This window comes from Streptomyces sp. NPDC047841, from assembly GCF_040704085.1.
Lineage (GTDB): Bacteria > Actinomycetota > Actinomycetes > Streptomycetales > Streptomycetaceae > Streptomyces > Streptomyces argyrophylli.
Map to the genome: position 1 here is coordinate 51,510 of NZ_JBEYRP010000031.1, position 21,965 is coordinate 73,474.

Sequence of the window (21,965 nt, forward strand, 5' to 3'; positions counted from 1 at the left end):
GGCCGCGGCTCAGTCGACGCCGGCCAGCCGGTACTGCTCGTCCCGTGCGTCGGTCAGGAACATCTGGCCCGGCGCGTGGGTGATCGCGAACGGCGGCCGGGACGCCATCACGGCCGCCTGCGGAGTCACTCCGCAGGCCCAGAACACCGGGATGTCGCCGTCGGCGACGGTCACCGGGTCGCCGAAGTCGGGCCGGCCGAGGTCCTCGATGCCGAGGGCCGCGGGGTCCCCGCAGTGCACCGGGCCGCCGTGCACGGCCGGCAGCAGGCTGCTCTCCCGGATCGCCGCGCCCAGACGCTCGGGCGGCACCGGCCGCATGGAGACCACCATCGGCCCGCGCAGCCGGCCCGCCTCCCGGCAGGCCCTGCTGGTCACGTACATCGGCACGTTCCGGCCCTGCTCGACGTGCCGGATCGGCACGCCCGCGCGGGCCAGCGCCCACTCGAAGGTGAAGCTGCACCCGAGCAGGAACGACACCAGGTCGTCCCGCCAGTACGCGCGCGCGTCCGTGGGTTCGTCCACCAGCTCGCCGTCCTGCCACACCCGGTAGCGCGGCAGATCGGTGCGCAGGTCGGCGCCCTCGGCGAGCACGGTCGTCGGGGAACCGGCGTCCGTGACGTCGAGCACGGGGCACGGCTTGGGGTTGCGCTGGCAGAACAGCAGCATGTCGTAGGCCCAGTCGGCGGGCACCGCGATCAGGTTGGCCTGGGTGTGGCCCGCCGCGACCCCGGCGGTCGGCCCGGTGAGACCGTCGCGGAAGCAAGCCCGCGCGGTTTGCGGGCTCCACGCGTGCGCGTGCGCGTCGACGGTGGCGACGGGCCGGTCCTCGGTGCGGTTCACCCGTGTCATGCCAGCTCCTTCCCGCGCGTCTCCGGCAGCCCGAGCAGCGCCAGCGCCGCGAGGCCGTAGCCGATCGCGCCGAAGACCAGCGCGCCGCCGACGCCCCAGCTGTCGGCCAGGAAGCCGACCAGGGTCGGGAACACCGCGCCCACCGCGCGGCCCGTGTTGTACGTGAAGCCCTGCCCGGTGCCGCGTACCGCCGTCGGGTACAGCTCGCTCAGGTAGGAGCCGAAGCCGCTGAAGATGGCCGACATGCAGAAGCCGAGCGGGAAACCGAGCACCAGCAACAGGGTGTTGGCGCCGTGCGGGATGTTCGCGTACGCCAGGATGCACACCGCCGACAGCAGCGCGAACAGCCAGATGTTGTTCCGGCGGCCGAGCCGGTCGGTGAGGTGGCCGCCGGTCAGGTAGCCGAGGAAGGCGCCGGAGATGAGGAAGGCCAGGTAGCCGCCGGTGCCGACGACCGACAGACCGCGGTCGGACTTCAGATACGTCGGCACCCAGGTCGCCAGCGTGTAGTAGCCGCCCTGCACGCCCGTGGAGAGCAGGCTCGCGAAGACCGTGGTGCGCAGCAGGCCGGGGGCGCCGTCGCCGCGGGCCGGCCGGAAGATCGCGGCGAACGAGCCCCGGCGCGGGTCCTGTTCACGGGCCGCCGTCGCCGCGGGGGCGTCGTGCACCGAGCGGCGCAGCCAGACCACGAGCAGCGCGGGCAGGGCGCCGGTCCAGAACATCACCCGCCAGGCCAGGTCGTCGCCGGCGAAGGAGAACACCAGGGTGTAGACGACCGCCGCCAGCCCCCAGCCGACCGCCCAGGAACTCTGGACCGCGCCGAGCGTCCGGCCCCGGTGGCGCGCGCTCGCGTACTCGGCGACCAGGATGGCGCCGACCGCCCACTCGCCGCCGAAGCCGAGGCCCTGAAGGGCGCGGAAGACCAGCAGGGTCTCGTAGGTGGGCGCGAAGCCGCAGGCGACGGTGAAGACGGCGTACGTGACCACCGTGATCATCAGGGCCCGGACGCGGCCCACCCGGTCCGCGATCACGCCCGCGGCGGCGCCGCCGGCCGCCGAGACCACCAGGGTGACGGTGGTGAACAGGCCGGTCTGGCCGCTGCTGAGGCCGAAGTACGCCGAGAGCGCCACCATGCTCAGCGGCAGGGTGAAGTAGTCGTACGAATCCAGGGCATAGCCGCCGAAAGCTCCGGCGAACGCGCGCCGGCCGCGCGGGCCGAGGGCGCGCAGCCAGGCGAACGCGCCGTCCTCGGCGGTGTGTTCGGCCGGGCCCGGGCGGAGGCCGGTGGGGGGCGCGGACCGTGGCGGTGGGGTCGTGCTCATGGGCACCTCGCAGGAGAGGGACGGAGGGTGCTGGGAAGTGAGCCGTGCGGAGCACCGTAGAGGATCGTTCAACGATCCTTCAATACCCGTGTTGTTTCGTCCTGGCGTCTGCGATTGAATTCCGGGCATGGCAGAGGAGCTGACGGGACTGGCCGGCGACCGGGTCCTTCTGGGCCGCACGAGCACCGCGGAGCGCGTTTCGGACATCCTCAGAAGCCGCATCTCCGAGGGCTACTTCCCGCCCGGCACCCGGCTGTCCGAGGACGGCATCGGCGGGGCGCTCGGCGTCTCCCGCAACACCCTGCGCGAGGCGTTCCGGCTGCTCACCCACGAGCGCCTGCTGATCCACGAACTCAACCGGGGCGTGTTCGTCCGGGTCCTGACTGTCGAGGACGTGGAGGACATCTACCGCACGCGCTCCCTCGTCGAGTGCGCCGTCGTCCGCGGGCTGGGCGAACCGCCGTACCGGCTGGACGGGCTGGTCGCGGCCGTCGAGGAGGGGCGCGCGGCGGCCGCGGAGAATGACTGGAAAGCGCTGGGCACGGCCAACATCCACTTCCACCGGGAACTGGTCGCCCTCGCCGGCAGCGAACGCACCGACGAGCTGATGCGCAGCGTCTTCGCCGAGCTGCGCCTGGCCTTCCACGTCGTGGACGACCCGCGCCGGCTGCACGAGCCGTACCTCACCCGCAACGCCCAGATCCTCCAGGCGCTCCAGGCCGGCGACCGGCGCGGCGCCGAACGGCTCCTGGAGACCTATCTCACGGACTCGCTGGAACGGGTCGTCGAGGTGTACCGGCGCAGGGTGGGCGAGGAGGGCACCCCGTAGCGGGGCGGGAGCCGCGCGACGGGCCGGGCGGTCGGGCGAGGAGGGTGCCCCTCAGCGGCCCGCGAGCCGCCCGAACGGCCCGGCGGACCGCGTGCCGGCAACGACCCGCGGCCAGGGCGGCGAACCGGCGGAACCGCTCGTTTGGGCCGATGTCAGACCCAGGACCTAGTCTGTGCACCGTGACTTCGCCTGCATCGACGGACCGTGTTCCGCCCCAGCTCAGCGCGGGGCCGCGCCCGGCTCCGGGCCCGGCCGCCGACGAGGGGCTGGCGCGTCGGCTGCGCGCCCTCGCCTGCACCGCGCCGCTGCACGACCTGGACGCGCGCAAGGCCAACCTGGCCGGCGAGTACTCGGTGTACGGGATGGCCGAGGTGGCGCTGGCCGCCATCGACCTGGTCACCCTGAACATGGACTTCGACACCGGCGCCGACCACGAGCAGATCGTGGCCCGGCTCGTCCCGCGCATCGCCGCCCAGGCCCCGGCCCGGCCCGCCGCCGAACACGAGCGCGTGGCCCGCTGGGTGCTGGAGAACCTGATCAACGTCGGCAGCGTGGACCGCGGCTTCCGCGCGGTCTACGGCACCTTCGCGCCCGACGGCACCTACGTCCGCCGCGACTACGACTTCAAGCTGATCGAGGAGGTCCCCGGCCCCGGCGGCACGGTCTACCTGCGGACGACGGACGAGGCGGTCAACGTCCTGGTCGGCGCCCTAGACACCGACGTCACCAGCGCCCAGATCGCCGCCGAGGTCAAGCTCGAGGTGCTGATCAGCCGCGGCCGGCTCGCCGACGCCCAGCTCGCCGCCGAGCAGGCCCGCTACCGCACGGTCCAGTACTCCGAGACGCTGCGCCGGGCCCTGGAGGCCACCCGGCGCAACGTCCGCGCGGTCGACTGGCTCAAAGCCGTCCCCGACATGATCGCCGAGGCCCTGGACCACGTGGCCGAGCGCTACCGCCACGAGAACGCGATCCTCACCAACATCCGCAAGGCCCGCGACGAGACCGAGGACCCCGAGCACAAGCGCCGCGCCGCCGAACTCGTCGACATCGTCAAGGACTGCATCCGGCGCCACACCCAGCTCCAGTCGCGCCTGCTGGAGGCGGGCCCGCTGTTCCGCGCCGAACAGGACCGGCAGGCCTTCGCCACACCGGCGACGGCGTCCGGGATCGACCTCTACGGCCATCTCGTCGCCCCCGTCCTGCCGCTGCCGCTGGAGCAGGCGATCCGGGTCGCCGACGCCTTCTTCGCGCGCGGCACCGGACTGCGCACCCCGGTGTCCGTCCGGGTCGGGGACCTCGTGGACATACTGCTGACCCCGCCCGTGGAGCGCGAGCACCTGGGTGCGGAGATGCCCGAGCCCGACCTGATCGCGACGCCGGACGACAGCCGCTTCAGCGAGGAACAGCTGGCCGCGGCCAGGGACCTGCTGGACCTGCCGGCGGACGCCCCGAGGAGACTGTCCGGGCTGCTGGCCGAGGCCCGGCGGACCGGGGACCCCGACCTCGCCTACCTGGTGGCGCTGCTGGCGGTCCACGCGGCCAGCCCGCCCGTCGGCACCGCCTACCGGCAGGGCGAGGAGAAGCTGCTGTTCGCTGTGGACGACGGCACCGAGCTGGACGATCCCGAGTTCGGCGGGGCGGACCTGATCGTGGGGACCGCCCTGCTGGACGCGGCCGGGATGGCCGCGGACCGGACGGAAGCGGCATGAGTGGTATGAGTGGACAAGAGCACGACAAGGAGCCGAACCCGTGACCGAGCACGTCGACCGGAGTGAACCCGAGCCTGCCGCCGCCCCGGCGGGCTCCGCCGTCACCCCCGCCGACGCCGCCGACGCGGCGCGGCTCGTCGCCTTCGGCCTCCAGCCCAAACTGGCGCCCGCCCGCGACCAGGAGTACACCGAACTGCTGCGCCGCTACCGCGAGGACCCGGCGTTCGCCCGGCTCGCCGACGCCGTCGCGGCCGGTCTCGGGCTCGTCGTGCTGGAGGTGTCCCCGCGCGCGGGGATGGCCGTGACCGCCGCCGAGGACTCGGTGTTCGCCGTCCGCATGGGCGACTACGCGCGTCGCACCGCCGCCGACTCCGGCGACCGCTTCCTGCACGGACTCGCCCATCTCGCGGTCGCCGCGCTGGCGTTCCCGCGTCCCGAGGACCTGGCCGACGACTCCTACATCGGCCGGGTCACCGTCAACGGCGTCGACGCCTTCGTCCGGCAGGCCTGCCGCCGCCTGGAGGAGCGCGCCGAGGAGCAGGGCGAGAACACCGACCCGGCGACCGACGCGCCCGGCCTGGAGGCGGCCTGGCGGATCTGGGCCAGACGCAGCGCCACGGGCGCCACCAAGGACGCCCGCCGGCCGGCCGCCTCCACCACCGGCATCGTGGCGAAGGCCATGGCCTTCCTCACCGACTCGGGCTTCCTGCAGCGCACCGGCGACGACAACGGCGGCACCTACCGCACCACGGCCCGCTACCAGCTCCAGGTCCGCGACCTGGCCGGCAGCGCCGCCCTGGCCGAACTGGTGGAGCTGGGCATCGTCCCGGTCACCGACGGCACGGCCACCCTGCTGCCCGCCCAGGACACCGACGACCTGGATCTGGTGGCCGACGCCGGACTGCCGTTCCACTCCTGACGCGCTGAAGCTCCCGCAGTCCCAGACCTCCCGAACCACCGCACCTTTCACCAGACTTACGAGAGTCCGCCATGTACGAGCTGTCCCGGGTCCGCCTCTACTCCATCGGTCCCGCCGGTGCGCGCTACGCCGACACCGTGCTGGACCTGCGGGGTGTCGGCGAGCCCGTGCCCGACCCGGCGCCCGCGCAGGCGGAGTTCTTCGAGGAGGAGCCGTCCGGTCCACCGCGCCGGCCCGCGCCCGCGGGCGTGCTGTTCCTGGAGAACGGCGGCGGCAAGTCCGTCCTGCTCAAGCTGATCTTCTCGGTGATGCTGCCGGGCCACCGCAACACCCTCGGCGGCGCCAGCTCCGGCGTGCTGCGCAAGTTCCTGCTCGCCGACGACTGCGGCCACGTGGCCCTGGAGTGGCAGCACGTCCTGACCGGCGAGTGCGTCGTCGTCGGCAAGGTCAGCGAGTGGCGCGGCCGGCAGGTCTCCAACGACCCGCGCAAGTTCGCCGAGGCCTGGTACTCCTTCCGGCCCGGCCCCGGCCTCAGCCTGGACAACCTGCCCGTCGCCGAGTCCACCGCCGTACGGCCGCCCGCCGAGGGCACCTCGGGCGCGCACGGCCGCCGCCGCACCATGAAGGGCTTCCGCGACGCCCTCATGGAGGCCGGCAAGGTCTACCCGCACCTGGAGGTGCACTGGGAGGAGATCCACGAGCGCTGGACCGAGCACCTCGGCGACCTCGGCCTCGACCCCGAACTCTTCCGCTACCAGCGCGAGATGAACGCCGACGAGGGCGAGGCGGCCGGCCTCTTCGCGGTCAAGAAGGACTCCGACTTCACCGACCTGCTGCTGCGCGCGGTCACCGACACCCGGGACACCGACGGCCTGGCCGACCTCGTCAGCGGCTTCGGCAACAAACTCGGGCGGCGCGCCGAGCTGATCGCCGAACGGGACTTCACCGCCGGCTCGGCCGACCTGCTCGGCAGGATCGTCGAAGCCGCCGAGACCCGTGCGCGCGCGCGTGACGTCCACGCGGGCGCCGAGCGCCGCACCCGCACACTGGCCAGGCGGCTGTCCGCGCGAGCCGTGCGGGAGCGGGTCCGGGCCGCCGATCTCGCCCAGCGGGTGACGGCCGCCGCCTACGCCGTCACGCACTCGGAGGGCGCCCGCGAACGCAGCGCCCTCGTCGCCGCCGAACTCGCCTACCGGCACGCCTCCCTGGCGCTGGCCGCCGCCGAGAAGTCCGCCGCCGCGCAGAAGCGCGAGCTGGCCGACGCCCGCACCCTGCACGCCGCCTGGCAGGCCGCCGAGGCCGTGCTGCGCCACCGGGCCGCCGCCGACCGCGTCGCGCGCGTGGCGGCCGCCATCCAGGAGGCCGAACGGGACGCGGCCCCCGCGCTCGCCGCCCGCGCCAAGGCCGCCGTGGACCTCGTACGGGCCCTGCACGCCGCCGCCGGCGGCGCCGAGGCCCTCGCCAACGAGGAGGAGGAGCGCTCCGCGGCCCTCCAGGAGGTCAGCGACACCGCCTACCGGGACTCCACCGCCGCCGCCACCGAGGCGCAACGGGCCCGCAGCGAGGCCGGGCACCTGCGCCAGCGGCTCGCCGAGGTCGAGCAGGAGACCGCCGAGGCCGTTCGCGCGGGCTGGCTGGACGACAGCGCCCCGGACGCCGACCCGGCGCGGGCCGCGCTCGCCGCCAGCGACGCCGAGAAGACCGCCGTCGCCGCCTGGGACGCGGCCCGCGAGGCCGCCCGCAAGGCCACCGAGCACGCGCGCGAGGCGGCCTCCGCCGAATCCCGCGCGGAGCTGACGGCGGCCCGCGCTGCGGACGCGGCCACCGCCGCCGAGCGCGCCCACGAGGCCGAGCGGCGCCTCGCCGAGTCGCTGGCCGCCGAGGAACGGCTCGCGGAACTGCTGAGCCTGCCGGGCGCGCCGAGCGTGGCCCGGGTGCCCGCGCCCAGGACGGAGGAGGCCGGCACCACCCGCGCACCGGCCGCCGAGGCCGGCCACGGCACCCTCACCCCCGAGGAACTCGACCGCTTCGCCGACGAGTTGCGCGACCTCCTCGACGACGCCGTGTCCACCGCCGAACGGCACCTGTTCGACCTGCGTACGGCCGCCGCCGACGACGCCCGCATCCTCGGCGCCCTGGGCGACGGCGGCCTGCTGCCGCCCGGCCCGGACGTGCTGGCCACCGTCGAGTTCCTCGGCGAACACGGCATCCCGGCGCTGCCCGGCTGGCGGTACCTGGCCCAGGCCGTCGACCCCGCCGACCACGCGCGCGTGCTCGCCGCCCGCCCCGAACTGGTCGACGGCGTGATCATCACCGACCCGGACACGCACGCGCGTGCCCGCGAGGCCCTCGGCGACGCCGCCCTGCTGCCCCGCTCCGCCGTCGCCGTCGGCACCGCCGCCGCGCTGCTCGCCCCGCCCCCCGCCCAGGGCACCACCTCCGGCGACGTGTTCCTCGTGCCGCCGAACCCGGCCATGCACGACGAGCATGCCGCCGACGAGGAACGCCAGGCTCTGCGCGCCCGGGCCACCGCGCGCGACGAGGAGATCCGCGCCCTCGCCGCCCGCCTCGGCAAGGACCGCGAACTGGCCGCGCGGCTCGCCTCCTGGCGCACCGGCTGCCCCGCCGGGCGCCTCACCGAACTGGCCCGGGCCGCCGAGGAGGCCCGCGCCTTCGCCGAGGAGGCCGAAGCGGAACTCGCCGAGGCACGCACGGTACGCGCGGAGGCCGACGAGTCCGCCGCCGAGGCCGCCCGGATGCGCGACGAACGGCAGGAGGCCGCGCAGAAGGCCCGGCGCGCCGCCGACGCCCTCGCCGGCCTCGCCTTCCGGCTCCGCGAACGCGCCGGCTGGCAGGTCAGACTGCGCGAACTCGCCGACGAGGCCGCCGAGTCCGAGGCCCGCGCCCAGACCTGCCTCGACCGCGCCCGCGCCGCCGACGAGGACCGCCGCGCCGCCCAGCGCGCCGCCGACGACGCCCGCCGCACCGCGCGCGCCCTGCGCGCCGAGCGCGCCGAGATCGCCGGCGCCCCCGACGACGTACCCGACGCCGACGACGACGCCCCGAAGGCGTCCCTGCCCGCCCTCCGCGAGGCCTACCGGGCCGCCTCCCAGGTGTACGAGAAGGTCGGCGTCGGCGCCGACCTGCGCGCCGAGCAGGCCCGCGCCGAGAGCGACGAGAGCGCCGCCCGAGCCGAACTGGACCGGCTCAGCAACAAGGTCCGCACCCGCGCCGAGCAGCTGCTCCAGTCGCCCGACGGTGCCGACGGACCCTCCCGGCAGGCCGCCGCCGCACGCGCCGAGGAGCTGGTGCAGCTCCTGGAGACCCGGATGTCGACGGCGAGCGAGCAGCTCGGCCGGCTGCGCGGCGAGGCCGAGCGGCACGCGCCCGAGGACGGCGAGGCGCACACCGAACTGCCCGAGGAACTCGTCCCGCGCGACGCCGAGCACGCCCAGGCGCTGCTGCGCACCGCCACGGCCGAACTCGCCGCGCGCACCGAGGCCCTGGCCGAGGCCCGCGAGGCGCACGCGGAACTGCTGGACGCCCACCGCGCCGCCGAGGACGCGGCCGGCGGCTTCGACGAGATCGCCGCGATGCTCCGCGACCTGCTGCGCGAACACGCCCCCGAGGAGGAGCAGGAGGACGCCGAGCCGTACCCGGGCACCCTGGAGGAGGCCCGGCACTCCGCCGCCGAGGCCCGCCGTTCGCTGCGGGGCTGCGCCGCCGACCTGTCCGCCGCCGAGGCGGCCGTGCGCGAGGCGAGCGACGTCCTCGTCCGGCACGCCAACTCCACGCGCTACGAGCAGGTCCGCACCCCCGCCCGGCAGCAAATCCGCGAACTGCCCGCCTCCGCGCTGCCCGAGCACGCCCAGAAGTGGGCGGACGCCTTCGCGCCCCGGCTGCGCGTCCTGACGGACGAACTGGCCCAGCTGGAACGCAACCGCGACTCGATCGTGGACCGGCTGCGCGGTCTCGTGGAGTCGGCGCTGGCCACCCTGCGCTCCGCCCAGCGGCTCTCCCGGCTGCCGGAAGGGCTCGGCGAGTGGTCCGGCCAGGAGTTCCTGCGCATCCGCTTCGAGGAGCCCGACCACGCCACACTCACCGAACGGCTCGGCGAGGTCATCGACGAGGCCACCCGCGCGGCCGTCAGGAAGAACTCCGACCTGCGCCGTGACGGCATGTCCCTGCTGCTGCGCGGCGTCGCGGCGGCCCTGCAGCCGAAGGGCGTGGCCGTAGAGATCCTCAAGCCCGACGCCGTGCTGCGCGCCGAGCGCGTCCCCGTCGGCCAGATGGGCGACGTCTTTTCCGGCGGACAGCTGCTCACGGCGGCCATCGCCCTGTACTGCACGATGGCCGCGCTGCGCTCGAACGACCGGGGCCGGGACAAGCACCGGTACGCCGGCACGCTCTTCCTGGACAACCCGATCGGCCGGGCCAACGCGACCTACCTGCTCGAACTCCAGCGAGCGGTGTCCGACGCGCTGGGCGTCCAACTGCTCTACACCACCGGTCTGTTCGACACCACCGCCCTCGCCGAGTTCCCGCTGGTCATCCGCCTGCGCAACGACGCCGACCTCAGGGCGGGCCTGAAGTACATCAGCGTGGAGGAACACCTCCGGCCCGGTCTTCCCCAGCCGCCCCAGGCCGGAGAGGCGGTGCACAGCGAGATCACGGCGACCCGGATGTTCAAGAAGCCCGCGCCGAGCGTCCCGTAGGCGCGCGGTTCCCGGGCCGTGGCAATCCCGCGGCCCGGGTCCGGTGGCCGGCTTCCGTGCGTCGCGTCACCAGGTCACCGGACGCGCGGCGACCGGGCTCGCGGCACCCGGGACCTCGCTGAGAGCGACCGCCGGCGGTTCCAGTGCCGTCCGTCAGGCGTCAGGGGTGCGACAGCCGCCCCGCGCCGCCGGTCCGGCGTATCCGGTCCTGCTCCCGCACGCTGACCCGCTCCTGGCGCCGGCGGGCTCGCCGCTCCCGGCGCAGGGCCCGGGCCGTGCTGCTCGGCTCGGAGACCACGCCGTACCGCTGGTTCCACACCTGGCGGGTGACCCACACGTCGACCACGGCCCAGGTGGCCACCACCGTGCTGGCCACCCCGCTGATCACCATGGGGAACGCCAGCCAGGACCCGGCCAGCGTGCACAGGAACGCCACCATCGCCTGGATCAGCGTCACCGCGATGACGAGGACCGCCCGCACCGCCGCCGTACGGACCGGATCGGGCAACGGATGCCGGCGCGCGGGCTCCTCGATCCACAACGGGCGGTAGTTCTGCCGCGGTTCGTCACCACCGGGCTCCCCGGCGCGCTCCGTCCCTGATATGTCCCGGTCCGGCGCCTGCCTGTGCCACCGCGCCTGCGAGCGCTCCGCCACGCTCTCCCCGGGCGCCCCGCGCCGCTCAGCCGTGCCCATCACCGTGTCACTCCCCACCGCCGGCCAACCGTTCGCCCCGGCATCCGAAGACCCCGACTCCCCAGTGGCTGCCCGGCTTGCGCTGTTTTACGCCGCCGGAGTGCGGGATGCGGCTCCTGTGGCCCATTCCGCCCCCCTTTCCCGTGGATAAGGACGCACGAGATCCCCGGAAGATTCCCCACTGGCGAAAAATTCCGGCCAACCGCCCTGCCGTGCGCCGGTCACAGGCGCCGCGTGGGTGTCCGGATCGCGGTGGCGATCTCCCCACATGCCCGGACAACTCGCCATGTCCGGCGCCCAGTGCGGAAGTTCGCCCTCCGGACATGTCTTCGAGTTAACTGTGAGGCAGGTAGTAGGCTCGCGCCGTTTGCTGACGGACATGAACACCCCCGGCCGGCGGGGGTCGAGCTGGGGGAGGCCATGCGCTTTCGCGGGAAGTCGATCCGCCGGAAGATCGTGGCGCTGCTTCTCGTGCCGCTGGTGTCCCTGACCGCCATCTGGGGCTTCGCCACGGTGCTCACGGGGCGCGAGGCCACCCAGCTGTTCCGCGTGACCGACGTCGTCGAGGACATCGGCTACCCCACCGAGGATACCGTTCGCGTCCTGCAGCAGGAGCGCCGCCAGACCCTCGTCTACCTCGCCGACCCGCGCGCCTCCGAGGCCCTTTCGGCACTGCGCCGCACCCGCACCGCCACCGACCGGGTGATCGCCACCATCCGCCGAAACGCCGAGGCCCAGGACATCCGGACCGGGTTGGACGCGGACGACAGCGAACACCTCACCGCCGTCCTGGACGCCTTGGGCGGTATCGGTCCCCTGCGCCGCAGCGTCGAGGGGGGCACCCTCACCCGCGCCCAGGCGCTCGACCTCTACAACCGTCTCGTGGACCCCTGCTACGCGCTCCTCGCGTCCCTCGACGGCCTGGACGACGTCGAACTCGACAAGCAGGCCCGCGCCCTGGTGAACGTCACCCGCGCCCGCGAGCTGCTCTCCCGCGAGGACGCCCTGCTCGGCTCCTCCCTCGTCGTCGGCCGGCTCACCCGCGACGAGACCCAACACATCTCCGACCTCGTCGCACAGCGCACCCTCCTGTACGACATCAGCCTCCCCCTGCTGCCCGCCGCGGAGCGCGACCGCTACGAACGCTTCTGGAAGAACGCCACCACCGCCCCGCTGCGGGAGGCCGAACGGACCGTCATCGCCTCGGACTCCGGGACCCCTGGCGATGTCACCGCGAAGAGCTGGGACTCCTCCGCGGCGACCGTCCTGCACGAACTCGGCACCCTGGACGACCAGGTGGGCGACCGCTTCCAGGACCGTACGCGCCCCGTGGCCGTCGGCGTCATCGTGCAGGCGGCAGTCGCCGGCGCCCTCGGCCTGGTCGCGCTCCTGCTCTCCGTCGTGCTCTCCATCCGGGTCGGCCGCGCCCTCATCCGCGACCTGCGCCAGCTGCGCCTGGAGGCGCACGAGGCGTCCGGTGTCCGGCTGCCCAGTGTGATGCGCCGGCTGTCGGCGGGCGAACAGGTCGACGTCGAGACCGAGGTCCCGCGCCTGGAGTACGACAAGAACGAGATCGGCGAGGTCGGGCAGGCCCTCAACACCTTGCAGCGCGCGGCGGTCGAGGCCGCCGTCAAGCAGGCCGAGCTGCGGGCCGGCGTCTCCGAGGTCTTCGTCAACCTCGCCCGGCGCAGCCAGGTGCTGCTGCACAAGCAGCTCACGCTGCTCGACAGCATGGAACGCCGGACCGAGGACACCGACGAACTCGCCGACCTGTTCCGCCTGGACCACCTCACCACCCGTATGCGCCGGCACGCCGAGGGCCTCGTGATCCTCTCCGGGGCCGCGCCCTCCCGGCAGTGGCGCCGGCCCGTACAGCTGATGGACGTGGTCCGCGCCGCCGTCGCCGAGGTCGAGGACTACGAGCGCATCGAGGTCCGGCGCCTGCCGCGGGTGGCCGTCACCGGGCCCGCCGTCGCCGACCTCACCCACCTCGTGGCCGAACTCCTGGAGAACGCCACCGTCTTCTCGCCCCCGCACACCGCCGTCCAGGTCCTCGGCGACCGGGTCGCCAACGGTTTCACCCTGGAGATCCACGACCGGGGTCTCGGTATGACGGCCGAGGCGCTCCTGGACGCCAATCTGCGTCTCGCCGAGACACCCGAATTCGAACTCTCCGACACCGACCGGCTCGGCCTGTTCGTGGTCAGCCGCCTCGCCCAGCGCCAGAACGTCCGGGTCTCCCTCCAGCCGTCGCCGTACGGCGGCACCACCGCCGTGGTGTTCATCCCCGACGCCCTGCTCACCGACGACGTCCCGGACACCAACGGCATCGGCTTCCGGCTCGACCGGGACCGTCCGGCGAAGGGCGCCGAGCAGGCACTGGGCCGCGGTGCCGGACGGTCCCCGGCCCCGCTGCAACTGCCCGGCCTGCCGACCTCCCTGCTGGACGGCCCGGTCGAGCTGGAGGCGCCCGTCGATCTCGACGCGCTGGACGACTTCCCCGGCGCCCTCCCGGACGAGGACAGCGAGCGCGGCGGTCTGTTCCGTCCCCGCAGGATCCGCCCGGGCGACGAGGAGCAGGCAGCCACCCCGCCGGCCGACCAGCCGCCGCACGACGGGACCCGTGAGCACGGGGCCGTACCGCTGCCCCGGCGGCAGACACCCAAGCTCGTCAGCTCGCACGGCAAGCCCGTCACCGACCAGCGGCCCCGCCGCGGCGAACCGGATCCCGGGCCCTCGGCCGTCACGCGCCGCCCCGACCCGGACGGACCGGCTCCGCTGCCCACCCGCCGCCGCACGTCCTCCCGGCGGCCCGCCGGACGCACCGACCACGCCGAGGACGGCACCACGACGCCGGCCGAAAGCGCCGCAGCGGCCTCCGGGACTCCGGCGCTGCCCAGGCGCACCCGGACCGAGACCCCGTCCGGCACCGGCGGCCCAGAGGACACGGCCCCGCCCCGCTCCCGTACCGCCGCACCCGCCGATGACCCGGCGCCGGAGCCGGGCACCGGGCCGCTGCCCCGGCGCGTACGCCAGGCGAGCCTGGCGCCCCAGCTCAAGCACGGCGCCGGCCCGCGCGCCGAGCGCGCTACGGATCCCGCCGACCGCGATGCCGAAGAGGTCCGCAGCCGGATGGCCTCGCTCCAGCGCGGCTGGCAGCGCGGCCGCGAGGAGAACGCCGCGGGCGACGAGGCCCGGAACGGCACAGCACAAGGAACGACTAAGGGGGACGGTCGATGACCGCACCGAAGGCGACCGGCCACACGGCGACGGACAAGGGGGAGCTGAACTGGCTCCTGGATGATCTGGTCGACCGGGTCGCCAGCATCCGCAAGGCCGTCATCCTGTCCGGCGACGGGCTGCCCACGGGGGTGTCCAAGGACCTGACCAGGGAGGACAGCGAGCATCTGGCCGCCGTGGCGTCCGGCTTCCACAGCCTCGCCAAGGGCGTCGGCCGCCATTTCGAGGCGGGCAGTGTCCGGCAGACGGTGGTCGAGCTGGACGACGCCTTCCTCTTCGTCACCGCCGCCGGGGACGGCAGCTGTCTTGCCGTCCTCTCGGACGCCGACTCCGACGTCGGGCAGGTCGCCTACGAGATGACGCTCCTGGTCAAGCGGGTCGGCGTCCATCTGGGCACCGCCCCGCGCACCGATCTGCCCGCAGGCGGGTAGTGAGATGACATGAGCGCAGACGGTCAGGCAAGAAACCACTGGTTCGACGACGAGGCCGGGCCGGTCGTCCGTCCGTACGCCATGACGCGTGGCCGCACCACGAGCGAGGGCCAGCACCGCCTCGACCTGATCGCGGTGGTCGTCACGGAGCCGGACACGGGCGACCCGGAATCGGACCCGACACTGTCCCCCGAACACGTGGAGATCGTCGGGCTCTGCCGGGAGGTGCCCCAGTCGGTCGCCGAACTGGCCGCGGAACTCGACCTGCCCATCGGCGTCGTCCGCGTCCTCATCGGCGACCTGGTGCACGCCGAACTCGTCCACGTCACCCGCCCGGTGCCCCCGGCCGAGCTGCCGGACGAGAGTATCCTGCGCGACGTGATCAACGGCCTCCGGGCGCTGTGACCGGCGCGGAAGCGGGGTGGTGACGTGACTGGCTGGCAGTTCTGGGTCGACCGAGGCGGCACCTTCACCGACATCGTCGCGCGCCGCCCGGACGGGCGGCTGCTCACGCACAAACTGCTGTCCGACAACCCGGCACGGTACTCCGACGCGGCCGTCGCCGGCGTACGCGAACTCCTGGACGGCTCCCGGGAGCCCGTCGAGGCCGTCCGCATGGGCACCACGGTCGCCACCAACGCCCTACTGGAACGCAAGGGGGAGCGCACCCTCCTCGTCGTCACCCGCGGCTTCCGCGACGCCCTGCGCATCGCCTACCAGAACCGCCCCCGCATCTTCGCCCGCCGCATCGAGCTGCCCGAGCTGCTCCACGAACGGGTCGTGGAGGTGGACGAACGCATCGCCGCCGACGGCACCGTCCTGCGCGCGCCCGACCTGGACGCCCTGGAGGGTCCGCTCCGGGAGGCGTACGACGACGGCATCCGCGCGGTCGCCGTCGTCTGCCTGCACAGCCACCTCCACCCCGCCCATGAACGCGCCGTCGGCGAACTCGCCGCCCGCGTCGGTTTCGCGCAGATCTCGCTGTCCAGCGAGGTCAGCCCGCTGATGAAGCTCGTCCCGCGCGGGGACACCACCGTCGTGGACGCGTACCTCTCGCCCGTGCTCCGCCGCTACGTGCGGCACATCGCCGACGAACTGCGCGGCGTGCGGCTGATGTTCATGCAGTCCAACGGCGGGCTGACGGAGGCCGGGCAGTTCCGCGGCAAGGACGCCGTCCTCTCCGGACCGGCCGGTGGCATCGTCGGCATGGCCCGCATGTCGCAGCGCGCCGGCTTCGACCGCGTCATCGGCTTCGACATGGGCGGCACCTCCACCGACGTCTCGCACTTCGCCGGTGCGTACGAGCGGGTCTTCACCACCCAGATCGCGGGTGTCCGGCTGCGGGCACCCATGCTGGACATCCACACCGTCGCCGCCGGCGGCGGCTCCGTCCTCCACTTCGACGGCTCCCGCTACCGGGTGGGCCCCGACTCGGCCGGTGCCGCCCCCGGTCCCGCCTGCTACCGCGCGGGCGGCCCGCTCACCGTCACCGACGCCAACGTCATGCTCGGCCGCATCCAGCCCGCCCACTTCCCGAGTGTGTTCGGTCCCGGTGGTGACCAGCCGCTGGACGCCGCGCTCGTCCGCGACCGGTTCACCGCCCTCGCGCGCGAGATCCACGAGCGCACCGGTGACGACCGCACCCCGGAACAGGTGGCCGAGGGCTACCTGCGGATCGCCGTGGCCAACATCGCCAACGCCGTGAAGCGGATCTCCGTCCAGAAAGGCCACGACGTCACCCGCTACGCCCTGACCACCTTCGGCGGGGCCGGCGGCCAGCACGCGTGCCGGGTCGCCGACTCGCTCGGCATCCGCACCGTCCTCGTGCCCCCCATGGCCGGTCTGCTCTCCGCGCTCGGCATCGGCCTCGCCGACACCACGGCCATGCGCGAGCACTCCGTGGAAGCACCCCTGGAAGCCGCCTCCATGCCCGGCATCCACAAGACGGCCGACGACCTGGAGGCCGCCGCGCGGGCCGAGCTCGTCGCCGAGGAGGTCCCGGAGGACCGCATCCGGGTCACCCGCCGCGCCCAGCTCCGCTACGACGGCACCGACACCGCCCTCACCGTCGAACTGGCCGGGCCCGACGCCATGCGCCACGCCTTCGAGGAACGTCATCGCGCCACGTACTCCTTCACCCTCGACCGCCCGGTCGTCGTGGAAGCCCTCTCCGTCGAAGCCACCGGCATCACCGCACCCCCCGACCTCTCCGCCCTCGCCCCGTACGAGGGCCGTGCCCGGACGCCCGGTACCGTCCGTCTCCACACCGGCGGCGCCTGGCGCGACGTACCCCTCCACCGCCGGGAGGCCCTTCCTCCCGGCGAGACCGTCACCGGCCCGGCGGTCATCACCGAGGCCGGTGCCACGACCGTCGTCGACGACGGCTGGCGGGCCGCCGCGACCGAGGACGGGCATCTGCTCATGGAACGCACGGCGGTCACGCAGAGTTCCGAAGCGGACACGGAATCCGATCCGGTTCTGCTTGAGGTCTTCAACAACCTCTTCATGTCGATCGCCGAGCAGATGGGCGCGCGGCTGGAGTCCACGGCCCAGTCCGTCAACATCAAGGAGCGGCTGGACTTCTCCTGCGCGCTGTTCGACCCGGACGGCAACCTGGTGGCCAACGCCCCTCACATCCCCGTCCACCTGGGGTCCATGGGCACCAGCGTCAAAGAGGTCATCCGCCGGCGCGGCTCCGCCATGCGGCCGGGCGACACCTACGCCGTCAACGACCCCTACCACGGCGGCACGCACCTGCCCGACGTCACCGTGATCACCCCCGTCTTCGACACCGACGTGGCCATGAACACGCCCGGCGAGCCGCGGGTCCTCTTCCACGTCGCCTCACGCGGTCACCACGCCGAGATCGGCGGCATCGCCCCGGGCTCCATGCCTGCGCACAGCCGCACCACCGAGGAGGAGGGCGTCCTCTTCGACAACTGGCTCCTCACCGAGGACGGCCGCTTCCGGGAGGAGGAGACCCGCCGCCTCCTCACCGAGGCGCCGTACCCGTCCCGCAACCCGCGCACCAACCTCGCCGACCTGCGCGCCCAGATCGCCGCCAACCAGAAGGGCGTCGACGAGGTGCGGCGCGTGATCGGGGAGTTCGGCCTCGAAGTCGTCCAGGCCTACATGCGGCACGTCCAGGACAACGCCGAGGAGGCCGTCCGCCGGGTCATCGACGCCCTGGACGACGGCGAGTACGCCTACGAGACCGACTCCGGGGCCGTCATCCGGGTCCGCGTCCGCGTCGACCGCAGCGAGCGCCGGGCGGCCATCGACTTCACCGGCACCTCCGCGCAGCTCACCACCAACTTCAACGCACCCTTCGCGGTGGTCAGCGCGGCCGTGCTGTACGTCTTCCGCACGCTCGTCGCCGATGACATCCCGCTCAACGAGGGCTGTCTGCGTCCGCTGGACATCATCGTGCCCTCGGGTTCGATGCTCGCCCCGCAGCCGCCCGCCGCCGTGGTCGCGGGCAACGTGGAGACCTCCCAGGCCATCACCGGTGCCCTCTACGCCGCGCTCGGCGTCCAGGCCGAGGGCTCCGGCACCATGAACAACGTCACCTTCGGCAACGAACGGCACCAGTACTACGAAACCGTCGCCTCCGGATCCGGCGCCGGCGACGGTTTCCCGGGCGCCGACGTGGTCCAGACCCATATGACCAACTCCCGGCTCACGGACCCCGAAGTCCTGGAATGGCGGCTACCGGTCCGGCTGGAGGAGTTCGCCGTCCGGCGGGGCAGCGGCGGCGCCGGGCGGTGGCGCGGCGGCGACGGAGCCGTGCGCCGGATCCGCTTCCTGGAACCGATGACCGTCTCCACGCTCTCCCAGCACCGCCGCGTGCCGCCGTACGGCATGGCGGGCGGCGGCCCCGGAGCGCTCGGCGCCAACCGGGTGGAGCACGCCGACGGCACGGTCACGGACCTCGGCGCAAGCGGCTCGGCCGACGTCGGCCCGGGCGACGTACTCGTCATCGAAACCCCCGGGGGCGGCGGCTACGGCCGGCCGTCCTCCGACCCCCGTCAAGCAGGAGAAGAGATCGATGATCTTCGGGCGTTCTGAGCGTGGCAAGGCTCCGGTCGAGCCCGTCACCCTCAAGATCCTCGTGGCCGGCGGCTTCGGCGTGGGCAAGACGACCCTCGTCGGCGCGGTCAGCGAGATCAGGCCGCTGCGCACCGAGGAACTGCTCACCGAGGCCGGGCGGCCCGTCGACGACACCAGCGGTGTGGAGGGCAAGCGCACCACCACGGTGGCCATGGACTTCGGCCGCATCACCCTGCGCGAGGACCTGGTGCTCTACCTCTTCGGCACGCCCGGGCAGGAGCGGTTCTGGTTCATGTGGGACGAGTTGGCCGAGGGCGCGCTCGGCGCCGTGGTCCTGGCCGACACGCGCCGCCTGGAGGACTGCTTCGCCGCCGTCGACTACTTCGAGCGGCGCTCCATTCCCTTCCTCGTCGGCGTCAACTGCTTCGAGGGAGCGGCCCGCCACCCCGCGGAATCCGTCCGTCAGGCCCTCGACCTGGACGACGACGTGCCCCTGCTGCTGTGCGACGCCCGTGACCGGGAGTCGGTCAAGGAGGTGCTCGTCGGACTCGTCCAGCACGCGAGGGAGTACGCGGCCGACCTGCGCGGGGCCGTCGTGCGCTGACCGCCGGCACGGCCCGTACCCCCGCCGACCGGGGTACGGGCCGTGGTCCTGTGCGGAGCGCCCACGCGCGCGTGCGGCGACTTCCCGGCGTCCTCGCCGCCTCTAGTCCCCGTCCGCCTCCAGCCAGCCGAAGCTCTTCTCCACCGCCCTGCGCCAGTTCCGGTACTCGCGGTCGCGGTCCGGCGCCCGCATGCCGGGCGTCCACTCCGCGTCCTTGCGCCAGTGCGACCTCAGCTCGTCCAGGCCGTTCCACACGCCCGTGGCCAGTCCGGCCGCGTAGGCGGCGCCCAGGCACGTCGTCTCCGACACACGGGGCCGGATCACCGGTACGCCGAGGACGTCGGCCTGGTGCTGCATGAGCAGGTTGTTCCGGGTCATGCCGCCGTCGACCTTCAGCGTGCTGATCCGCACCCCGGAGTCCTGGTACATCGCGTCCACGACCTCCCGGGTCTGCCAGCTCGTCGCCTCCAGCACCGCGCGCGCGAGGTGGGCCTTGGTGACGTACCGGGTGAGGCCGGTGACGACGCCGCGCGCGTCGGAGCGCCAGTAGGGCGCGAACAGGCCGGAGAAGGCCGGCACGATGTAGGCGCCGCCGTTGTCGTCGACGCTCGCCGCCAGTGACTCGATCTCGTCGGCGGTACGGATGATCCCGAGCTGGTCGCGGAACCATTGGACCAGCGCGCCCGTTATCGCTATGGACCCCTCCAGGCAGTACACCGGCGCCTCCCCGCCGATTCTGTAGCCCACCGTCGTCAGCAGCCCGTTCTTCGACGGCACCGGCCGGTTGCCGGTGTTCAGCAGCAGGAAGCTGCCGGTGCCGTAGGTGTTCTTCGCCGCGCCGACGTCGTAGCAGGCCTGACCGAACACGGCGGCCTGCTGGTCGCCCAGCGCGGAGGCGACGGGCACCCCGGACAGCAGCCCGACGGCGGTCCCGTACACCTCGGCGGAGGACCTGATCTCGGGCAGTACGGCCTCGGGCACGTTCATCGCGGACAGGACGGAGGGGTCCCACTGGAGGGTGTCCAGGTTCATCAGCATGGTGCGGCCGGCGTTCGTGACGTCGGTGACGTGCCGGCCGCCGTCGGTGCCACCGGTGAGGTTCCAGATCAGCCAGGAGTCGATGGTGCCGAACGCGATCTCTCCACGCTCCGCCCGCTGCCTCAGGCCGGGCACGTGGTCCAGCAGCCAGGCCGCCTTGGGCCCGGAGAAGTAGCTGGCCAGCGGCAGCCCGGTCGTCTCGCGGAAGCGGTCCTGGCCGTCCGCTCCGCCCAGTTCGCCGCACAGGGCCGCGGTACGGGTGTCCTGCCAGACGATCGCGTTGTGCACGGGCTTGCCCGTGGTGCGGTCCCACAGGACCGTGGTCTCCCGCTGGTTGGTGATGCCGAGGGCGCTCAGCTGGTCGGCGCGCAGCCCCGCGCGGGCCAGGGCCCCGGCCACCACGGCCTGCACCTTGGACCAGATCTCGGTGGCGTCGTGCTCCACCCAGCCGGGCCTGGGAAAGATCTGCCGGTGCTCGCGCTGGTCGACGGCGACGATCGCGCCGCTGTGGTCGAAGACGATGCAGCGGCTGGACGTGGTGCCCTGGTCGATGGCGGCGACGTACGTGCCGGCGGTGTCCGTCATGACTGCCCCTGGGTCGCTGGGTCGGGATCGCTGGTCGAAAGGACGCGTGCGGATCATGGCTGGCGGGAGCGGGGGGTTCAGAAGGCCAGGTTGTAGACGAGGCCGGCCAGTGCCCCGCCGATCAGCGGCCCGACGACCGGGATCCAGGCGTATCCCCAGTCGGATCCGCCCTTGTGGGGGATCGGCAGGAAGGTGTGCACGATGCGCGGCCCGAGGTCACGGGCCGGGTTGATGGCATAGCCGGTGGGACCGCCGAGGGAGAGGCCGATGCCCACGACCAGCAGGGAGACGATGAGCACGGTGGTGCCGGACTCGCCGAGCCCCCTGGTGAGCCCGAAGGCGAGGACCGGCAGGACGAGCGCGACGGTCGCGATGATCTCGGTGACGAGGTTGGCGACCGGGTTCCTGATCTCCGGGACGGTGGAGAAGATGCCGAGGGTCGGCACGGGTTCACCCGCGGTGCCGTCCGTGGTGCCTTCGGTGCGCACGTTGGCCTGGAACTGGGCGAGATAGGCGAGGTAGGCCAGGACGGCGCCGAGCATCGCGCCGACGAACTGCCCGAGCAGGTACACCCAGACCCTGCCCCACTCGCCGGTGTCCACCGCGATGCCGAGGGTGACCGCGGGGTTGAGCTGACCGCCGGAGAGGGGAGCGGCGGTGTACGCGCCCGCGAGGACGCCGAAGCCCCAGCCGAACGCGATCACGATCCAGCCCGAGGCGCGCGCCTTGGAGTACCTGAGGGTGACGGCGGCGCAGACGCCCGCGCCGAACAGGATCAGGATCGCGGTGCCGATGACCTCGCCGAGGAATATGTCTCCGTTGCTCATGGCGGCTCCCTTGGCGCCGGCGGGGGGCGATCGGCCCCCTGCCCCGGCGGGCAGGACGGTTCCCTTGGCGACTTCAGCCGAAAGGCAGGGAGGGCCCCGCGCCCCGCCCGGCGTCGGTGACGAGCGTGCCGTCGCAGCCGGATCGCCCTCGAG

General features: G+C 73.6%; 14 protein-coding genes. 9 read left to right on the forward strand and 5 right to left on the reverse strand.

The window, feature by feature from the left end:
- Positions 1 to 9 precede the first annotated feature (9 nt).
- Positions 10 to 849: a putative hydro-lyase gene (locus AB0947_RS35860; RefSeq protein ID WP_366754567.1), complete on the reverse strand. Its 840-nt coding sequence runs from the start codon at positions 847 to 849 to the stop codon at positions 10 to 12.
- Positions 846 to 2,171, reverse strand: a complete 1,326-nt coding sequence (locus AB0947_RS35865; RefSeq protein WP_366754568.1) for an MFS transporter — start codon at positions 2,169 to 2,171, stop codon at positions 846 to 848. The genes AB0947_RS35860 and AB0947_RS35865 overlap by 4 nt, the downstream gene beginning before the upstream one ends.
- A gap of 127 nt (positions 2,172 to 2,298) precedes the next feature.
- On the opposite strand from AB0947_RS35865, the gene AB0947_RS35870 reads away from it, so the two are divergent.
- The 4 genes from AB0947_RS35870 (at position 2,299) to AB0947_RS35885 (ending at position 10,343) form a co-directional block, all read left to right on the forward strand.
- Positions 2,299 to 3,000: a GntR family transcriptional regulator gene (locus AB0947_RS35870; protein ID WP_366754569.1), complete on the forward strand. Its 702-nt coding sequence runs from the start codon at positions 2,299 to 2,301 to the stop codon at positions 2,998 to 3,000.
- 179 nt (positions 3,001 to 3,179) lie between these two features.
- Positions 3,180 to 4,709, forward strand: coding sequence for a hypothetical protein (locus AB0947_RS35875; RefSeq protein WP_366754570.1), 1,530 nt, complete (start codon positions 3,180 to 3,182; stop codon positions 4,707 to 4,709).
- Between the two features lie 40 nt (positions 4,710 to 4,749).
- Positions 4,750 to 5,628, forward strand: coding sequence for a hypothetical protein (locus tag AB0947_RS35880; RefSeq protein ID WP_366754571.1), 879 nt, complete (start codon positions 4,750 to 4,752; stop codon positions 5,626 to 5,628).
- A gap of 71 nt (positions 5,629 to 5,699) precedes the next feature.
- Complete coding sequence (locus AB0947_RS35885) at positions 5,700 to 10,343, forward strand: hypothetical protein (RefSeq protein WP_366754572.1); 4,644 nt, start codon at positions 5,700 to 5,702, stop codon at positions 10,341 to 10,343.
- 160 nt (positions 10,344 to 10,503) lie between these two features.
- On the opposite strand, the gene AB0947_RS35890 is transcribed toward AB0947_RS35885, so the two are convergent.
- Positions 10,504 to 11,037, reverse strand: coding sequence for a hypothetical protein (locus tag AB0947_RS35890; protein WP_366754573.1), 534 nt, complete (start codon positions 11,035 to 11,037; stop codon positions 10,504 to 10,506).
- Between the two features lie 420 nt (positions 11,038 to 11,457).
- Here AB0947_RS35890 and AB0947_RS35895 point away from each other — a divergent pair, with 420 nt between their 5' ends.
- Genes AB0947_RS35895 through AB0947_RS35915 form a run of 5 tightly spaced genes read left to right on the forward strand, consistent with a single transcriptional unit; the run spans position 11,458 to position 19,362 of the window.
- Positions 11,458 to 14,277 (forward strand): nitrate- and nitrite sensing domain-containing protein, encoded by a 2,820-nt coding sequence (locus AB0947_RS35895; RefSeq protein ID WP_366754574.1) that lies wholly within the window; start codon positions 11,458 to 11,460, stop codon positions 14,275 to 14,277.
- Entirely contained in the window at positions 14,274 to 14,708 is a 435-nt protein-coding gene (locus AB0947_RS35900) for a roadblock/LC7 domain-containing protein (RefSeq protein WP_030644885.1), read from the forward strand. The genes AB0947_RS35895 and AB0947_RS35900 overlap by 4 nt, the downstream gene beginning before the upstream one ends.
- A 9-nt stretch (positions 14,709 to 14,717) precedes the next feature.
- The gene (locus AB0947_RS35905) at positions 14,718 to 15,113 is read left to right on the forward strand and encodes a DUF742 domain-containing protein (RefSeq protein WP_366754575.1); all 396 of its coding nucleotides are present in this window, start codon (positions 14,718 to 14,720) and stop codon (positions 15,111 to 15,113) included.
- Between the two features lie 24 nt (positions 15,114 to 15,137).
- The gene (locus tag AB0947_RS35910; protein WP_366754576.1) at positions 15,138 to 18,776 is read left to right on the forward strand and encodes a hydantoinase B/oxoprolinase family protein; all 3,639 of its coding nucleotides are present in this window, start codon (positions 15,138 to 15,140) and stop codon (positions 18,774 to 18,776) included.
- Positions 18,757 to 19,362, forward strand: coding sequence for an ATP/GTP-binding protein (locus tag AB0947_RS35915; RefSeq protein WP_366754577.1), 606 nt, complete (start codon positions 18,757 to 18,759; stop codon positions 19,360 to 19,362). The genes AB0947_RS35910 and AB0947_RS35915 overlap by 20 nt, the downstream gene beginning before the upstream one ends.
- A gap of 102 nt (positions 19,363 to 19,464) precedes the next feature.
- Here AB0947_RS35915 and glpK read toward each other — a convergent pair whose 3' ends face one another.
- Both glpK and AB0947_RS35925 read right to left on the reverse strand, forming a co-directional pair.
- Entirely contained in the window at positions 19,465 to 20,985 is a 1,521-nt protein-coding gene (glpK, locus tag AB0947_RS35920; RefSeq protein ID WP_366754578.1) for a glycerol kinase GlpK, read from the reverse strand.
- A 77-nt stretch (positions 20,986 to 21,062) separates the two neighbouring features.
- Positions 21,063 to 21,812 carry an MIP/aquaporin family protein gene (locus AB0947_RS35925; RefSeq protein ID WP_366754579.1) on the reverse strand — a complete coding sequence of 250 codons (750 nt, stop codon included), beginning with the start codon at positions 21,810 to 21,812 and terminating at the stop codon, positions 21,063 to 21,065.
- Between the last annotated feature and the right edge of the window lie 153 nt (positions 21,813 to 21,965).

Coding starts and splice junctions, on each gene's coding strand:
- AB0947_RS35860 (WP_366754567.1), bottom strand. CDS start 849: ATGACACGGGTGAACCGCACCGAGGACCGGCCCGTCGCCACCGTCGAC.
- AB0947_RS35865 (WP_366754568.1), bottom strand. CDS start 2,171: ATGAGCACGACCCCACCGCCACGGTCCGCGCCCCCCACCGGCCTCCGC.
- AB0947_RS35870 (WP_366754569.1), top strand. CDS start 2,299: ATGGCAGAGGAGCTGACGGGACTGGCCGGCGACCGGGTCCTTCTGGGC.
- AB0947_RS35885 (WP_366754572.1), top strand. CDS start 5,700: ATGTACGAGCTGTCCCGGGTCCGCCTCTACTCCATCGGTCCCGCCGGT.
- AB0947_RS35890 (WP_366754573.1), bottom strand. CDS start 11,037: ATGGGCACGGCTGAGCGGCGCGGGGCGCCCGGGGAGAGCGTGGCGGAG.
- AB0947_RS35895 (WP_366754574.1), top strand. CDS start 11,458: ATGCGCTTTCGCGGGAAGTCGATCCGCCGGAAGATCGTGGCGCTGCTT.
- AB0947_RS35900 (WP_030644885.1), top strand. CDS start 14,274: ATGACCGCACCGAAGGCGACCGGCCACACGGCGACGGACAAGGGGGAG.
- AB0947_RS35905 (WP_366754575.1), top strand. CDS start 14,718: ATGAGCGCAGACGGTCAGGCAAGAAACCACTGGTTCGACGACGAGGCC.
- AB0947_RS35915 (WP_366754577.1), top strand. CDS start 18,757: ATGATCTTCGGGCGTTCTGAGCGTGGCAAGGCTCCGGTCGAGCCCGTC.
- glpK (WP_366754578.1), bottom strand. CDS start 20,985: ATGACGGACACCGCCGGCACGTACGTCGCCGCCATCGACCAGGGCACC.
- AB0947_RS35925 (WP_366754579.1), bottom strand. CDS start 21,812: ATGAGCAACGGAGACATATTCCTCGGCGAGGTCATCGGCACCGCGATC.